We start from the raw sequence: 6,000 nt of genomic DNA, 5'->3' as shown, positions 1-6,000 counted from the left end.
GAGTTGATTATGCTGTTAAGTTAACGTCCTAACCTTTGCTTCGATTGCTATAACAATCAAGTTTGGCATAGAGGTTCTAGAAATTCGTCTTCAACCACTCGCTACATTACACAGATTACTTATGGCAAAAGATTTGTTGGACATAAATATGCTCCATTTATGAATTATCAGATGCCAAGTCATTGTTATGAAGGAGCAGATGAAAGATTGAAAAGACTCTTAGGATTTCTACCTCATGGCGCTTATGGTTAATCATCAATAGTGTTTCAAAATTTTATTACATAGTATTTTTTCTATTTTTTTTCTATTTCTTAGTTCCATAGCCATCCCAAATGATTTGTGAAAAAAACTGTGGGGGTTTGGTTGACAAATCCCCTCTTATACCATTTCTCAAAAATCTTGCTATACCTGATTGGGTGGGAAAGTGTGGGGAGTGTGGGAGGTGAGGAGAGAGGTAAAAGTAGGAATAATCTACACTAACCGACTAATAATTGTCAAAAACAGACTTTGAATCTTGGTAAATATTTGACTATTGAAGTATAGCTCAAGTATAGCATTACTTTTGGTAATTGGTATTAGTTCGGGTTGGGAGACCAAACCCCGCTCGATCAAAATTACAACCTATTCAGAACTACTATATATAGCAATCCGATATAGAGCGTGAACAGAAAATCTAGTAAAAAGGCAACAGGCAACAGGCAACAGCCTTAATAGTTTTCAAATTTTTATCTATTCTTTAAATTTTTTGGTAACAGAAAATTTTCCTAATCTTAATGCCTACCACCATATTTCTTGGGGCATCTCCGACAGCACAAACAAAATAGCAAGGATGTCAAAATTTACTAATATTTCGTGTTTGCCTACTTCCTAAAAATCCCAAATTTTATACCTCATCTTAAATCAAAATTACAATATTTGAAATCTAAAAAGAAATTACAAGCTTCAACTTAACCAAGTAAATTGAAAGTTAAAATAGTTGTAAACATCACAATTAAGCAATGCAAATAGCAGAAAAATTAACTACCCAAACCCTAGAACAACCTCTCATTATTGCAGGTAAAAAATTCTCCTCCCGTCTGATGACAGGAACAGGCAAATATCCAACTATGGAGACAATGCAGCAAAGTATTGAGGCTAGTGGATGTGAAATCGTCACTGTAGCAGTACGAAGGGTACAAACTCAAGCTCCTGGTCATGAAGGGTTGGCAGAAGCTATAGACTGGAAAAAAATCTGGATGTTACCCAATACTGCTGGTTGTCAAACGGCCGAAGATGCAGTTAGAGTAGCCAGGTTGGGCAGAGAAATGGCAAAATTGTTAGGCCAAGAAGATAATAATTTTGTCAAACTAGAAGTTATTCCCGACCCTAAATATTTATTGCCAGACCCCATAGGTACATTACAAGCTGCAGAACAATTAATTAAAGAAGGTTTTGCTGTCTTACCCTATATCAATGCTGACCCACTACTAGCTAAAAGACTTGAAGAAGTTGGTTGTGCCACAGTTATGCCTTTGGGTTCACCCATAGGTTCGGGCCAGGGAATCCAAAATGCAGCCAATATTTCCATAATTATTGACAATTCTACTGTTCCTGTGGTAGTTGATGCAGGAATAGGAACTCCTAGTGAAGCAACTCAAGCAATGGAAATGGGAGCCGATGCTTTACTAATTAATTCAGCGATCGCTCTGGCCAAAAATCCACCTGTCATGGCTAAAGCAATGGGAATGGCCACAGAAGCAGGTCGTTTAGCTTATCTAGCTGGGAGAATACCGAAAAAAGATTATGCGACTGCCTCTTCGCCTTTGACTGGAAGGATTAACACTCCCGATCTCTAGTAATAATTTCCTATTTTCGCGAATTTTCTGTTAGTCTAGGTAATAGTTAAGAAATAATAAGGAAAAAAGGTCTTTAATTATGCCATATACAACAGAAGAAGGTGGACGTTTAAATAATTTTGCTCAAGAGCCAAAAGTTTATCAAGCTGAGGCTCCAGATCAGAAACAACAGATGAACTATCTTATTTTAGGAGTTTTAGGAGTTGTATTAGTAGGTAGTTTGATGTTTGTAGCTTTTTCTGTATCAGCTTAAATTTTTAGTAAAAATTATTCAAAGAGTGAACTAGGTTCCTGAAGTTTCAGGAGTCTAGTTTTTATTTTGGATCTAATAACTCCAATGAATGAAAATTATACCAGGCGTGATAAATGTTGACTACAAATAGTCAGGCTGTTTATAGCAAAATTGTAGTGAATTGTTTCATCTAAAAATGTGCATTAGAAAATGGGGGGGGTGGGGGAATGTAATAACCGGGTGATAAGGTGATTATCAAAAAGCCTAATGCACTATTTTAGGTGAAATGCTCTAGTAGTGGACTGTTTCAGTTTAAATTTTGCAATAGAAAAGTGTCTGGAGATTGCTTCACTGTCCTTCGCAATGACAAATCTAATGCACTATTTTAGTCGAAACAGTCTAGTAGTAGACCGACACACCTAAAATGGTGAATTAGCTTTTTTCCTCTCGCACCCCATCACCCCATCACCCCATCACCCCATCCCCCCATTTTCTAATGCACAAAATTAGCTGTGTCAGTCCAGTAGGGTGCGTTAGACAGATTAAATTCAGACTATGAAAGGAATTCACCAATCCGTCGTAACGCACCATTTTATATGTGTCAGTCCACTACAAATAGTTAGGCTGTTTATAGGAGTTAGGAGGACTAAGTCTAGTCAGACCGAGTCAGAATGAATAGCTTAAATACTATTTATGAGGGTTGAGTTTCTCTTTTTAGTTAAAGGAAAATTTCATTTCGATTATTAATTATTAACAATTAATAATTACCTCTTATTAAAAAGAAGAAGATTGGTTAAAAGGAATTTTTTTCTGCCTGAAAAGAGAGCCTTTAAATCTTTATTTTTCGCTAAAGTCTTTCAATTATAGCAGTTCTCATATTAATGAGGTACAGTATTTTTTTCTATTCCTTATTCCCTATTCGCTGTTGCCTAAAATCGAAAATTTGTGTATCTCACCAATTTGAGAAATGCTATATCCTTTTTATTCATAACATTCTTTTTTGATACATGGTATTAGTCCTGACTCAGGCTAAGGAAGTTGAAAAATTTAGTATTAAGGTTTTCCCAAGTTAGTAAGGTCAACTTTTTTTCTTTTCTGTCCTCTGTGACCAAATCTGTTGATCCCTAAAACCTAGACCTTTTTACCTCACCAGAATAAGAATTGCTATATAACTAATAGAAGCATGACCAGGTAATATAAATAAGTTGGTGATTTATTCTAAAAGTCTGATTCTACACAGCTAGCTCGGAAAATTGTATAAGAGATTGAATATATCAGGAAATATAAAAAAGCAGATAAAGAATACTTAACTGGGAACTGGGAATAGGTGAAGACAGAACTATTTTTCACCATAATTTTAGGAGTATGAATACCGATAGCCTATCAAGCAGCCGGATTTTAACCCTTGGCCTTATTCAAGCTTTAATATTTAGTTGATAAATAAGTTTCTCAATACTTATTTTACAAACATTTTCTAAGAAGATTAAGTCTTTATAAATAGCCTGGTTAAAATTCATATCATACCTGACTTTTATATCAGAAAACCAAGTCAATATTATTCAAATTAACTTACCCCCTAATAGAACTGTGATAGACATTAATGCCCCAACAATATCTAGATTGAATCGGCAAATCTATCAACGCTTGAAACAAGCCCTATCCTTAAATCTACGCCGTCAAGTTTTTATAGCTGTATGTGATAATCAACAGCTAAGAAATAGCATAGTTGAAAATTTACAAGCAGACTTAACAAATACTATAGATTACACTGAACAACAAGAAAACAGTAATAAACATATATTATTTGTCACACTCAATTTAAACCTAAGTAACCCTAATCCAGTAACTCAAATCAATCAATGGTTTGCCGAAAATCCCCAATTTCAGAAAACAGAAGAATATCAAATATTAGGATTTCAAATTATTGGAATAGAAAACTTGACCAAACAACCCTCAGCAGTTCAATGGTCATTTATTAGCAATCTCAAAAAAATAGAAACAAATCTATCCAAATTAGAATCTAGTATCTTACTTTGGATAACCAAACCTTGGCTAAATACCATCAAACAGTCAGCACCAGAATTTTGGAATTGGCACACAGGTATATTTGAATTTGAAGGAGACCCCACCCCCATAACTCCTAGACAAAAAAAATCATCATTCCCAAACAAAACAAACCCTCTATCTTTCTCCCCATCAATAACTAGCTCACCTTCCATCAACACAGTAAGACCATTAATGGCACTCGAACAAAAGTCTTATACTGTTGAATCAAAAAATTCTCAAGCTTATCTTCTTCCCCCCGCTCCACAAAAACTTCCAGAGTTGCCTATTCACTATAGTCAACACCAGGAGAATATTCCACAGCCAGAATTAGAATTAGTGGAACTGGCAAATTTAGTATGGGCAGAAATTTCTAGAAAGTCTGGAGAAGAAAAAAATTCCCTCGAAAAACAAAAGTTTCAGATCCTCAAAGAAATTCAGGAGTTGAATAAATCTCAATATCCATCTCAAGAGTTAGCTCTAGCTTATAAAACATTGGGGGATTTTCATCGCGATCGCGTCTTAACAGGAGAAGTCTCGGAGCAAAGTCTAATTATTGCCATTCGTGCTTATGAGATGGTCATCGAGTGGACATTTCAAGATACAGGAAATGTCAGCCAATTTTCTTCATCCAAAATTCCTGTTCTTGACATTCTTAATGACCTTGCTACTCTCTACTGGATGTTATCTCGTCAAATCAAATCCAGTAAATCTGATTCATTAGTTTATTTGGAGCGAAGTATCATTCTCTATCAAATGGCTATGGGTGAAATTACCCCATCCCAAAAAGATACTTATGCCAGATTACAAAAAAACTTAGGTTTAGCTTACGGAGACTTAGCTACCCATCAGGAGGCACAACAGAATTGGGAAAGATCCATTATAGCTTATCAGGAAGCCATCTTTTATCTAGATAAAGTAGCTGATGCTCAAGATTATGCCACAACCTTAAATAATTTAGGAACAGCTTATTGGAATTTAGCTCAACATACTCAAGAAGTTGAGCATTTGCAAGGGGCAATTTCCGCTTATGCCGAAGCTATTGATTACTTTACCCCAGAAATCGAACCCCTGAACTATGGGATGATTCAAAATAACCTAGGGATAGCTTATTGGAATTTAGCTCAATTTCAGACAGAAGCATCAGAAACTCTAATTCTCAAAGCTATTGATGCCTATCTAATCGCCCTCAAGTATCGCACTTCAGAAAATCTTCCCCTTGCTTATGCTGCAACAAAAAATAACTTAGCTACCGCCTATTGGCATTTAGCTAACCAATTTGAAGAACATCAAATTCGGAGTAGACTTTTCCATGAAGCGATCGCTGCTTATTCCCAAGCTCTAACTATTGCGCAACAGTTTTCTCCTTCTCAACTTACCTTCGATCTACTGGCCACTTATCAGAATATTGGACTTGCCTATTATCAAATAGCTATAGAGATTAATACCACATTAGACAAAGATAGTCAAATTAGTAATTTAGAAGCAGCTTTGGATTATCACTTACTAGCTCATAGTGACAGACTCCAGACTAATATTAATGAAATACAAGAAGAACAAGCTAGTGTAAATTTAAATTATATTATCAGGATTATCCGTACCTTCTATAGTAAGTATGGAATACAAGGACAAAATTTAGCTCTTTCTAAAATTCCTAGTAATTTATTACCTAAAATTTTGGTTATGTTGTAATCAAACTAAGATTATAAGTAGGTAGGTGAAAAAATTTACAAGTACGTCCGCAGCGACTGAAGCGGAGCGGAAGGAAGCAATCTCAAGGGTTTCAACTGCTTTAACATTTTGTTACATAGTGATGTTTATTCGTGCCTACCTACTTAGAAATTCCCATACTGTTGAGATACGCGCATTAGTTTGTTTTAGGGAGTAGAC

At 35.5% G+C, this 6,000-nt stretch carries 3 protein-coding genes; all 3 read left to right on the top strand.

All coding sequences use genetic code 11. The features are described 5' to 3' along the window. Positions 1–998 precede the first annotated feature (998 nt). The 3 genes from ACP6PM_RS05200 (at position 999) to ACP6PM_RS05190 (ending at position 5,802) form a co-directional block, all read left to right on the top strand. The gene (locus tag ACP6PM_RS05200) at positions 999–1,835 is read left to right on the top strand and encodes a thiazole synthase (RefSeq protein WP_426582471.1); all 837 of its coding nucleotides are present in this window, start codon (positions 999–1,001) and stop codon (positions 1,833–1,835) included. 79 nt (positions 1,836–1,914) lie between these two features. Next, positions 1,915–2,088, top strand: coding sequence for a photosystem II assembly protein Psb34 (gene psb34, locus ACP6PM_RS05195; RefSeq protein WP_426582469.1), 174 nt, complete (start codon positions 1,915–1,917; stop codon positions 2,086–2,088). Between the two features lie 1,599 nt (positions 2,089–3,687). Next, positions 3,688–5,802 carry a tetratricopeptide repeat protein gene (locus ACP6PM_RS05190; protein ID WP_426582467.1) on the top strand — a complete coding sequence of 705 codons (2,115 nt, stop codon included), beginning with the start codon at positions 3,688–3,690 and terminating at the stop codon, positions 5,800–5,802. The last annotated feature ends 198 nt before the right edge of the window (positions 5,803–6,000 follow it).

Origin of the sequence: Dapis brunnea BLCC-M229, assembly GCF_050015995.1 — a bacterium.
GTDB lineage: Bacteria > Cyanobacteriota > Cyanobacteriia > Cyanobacteriales > Microcoleaceae > Trichodesmium.
Note: the sequence above shows the minus strand (reverse complement) of the source record. Positions and strands in the feature narration are given on the sequence as shown.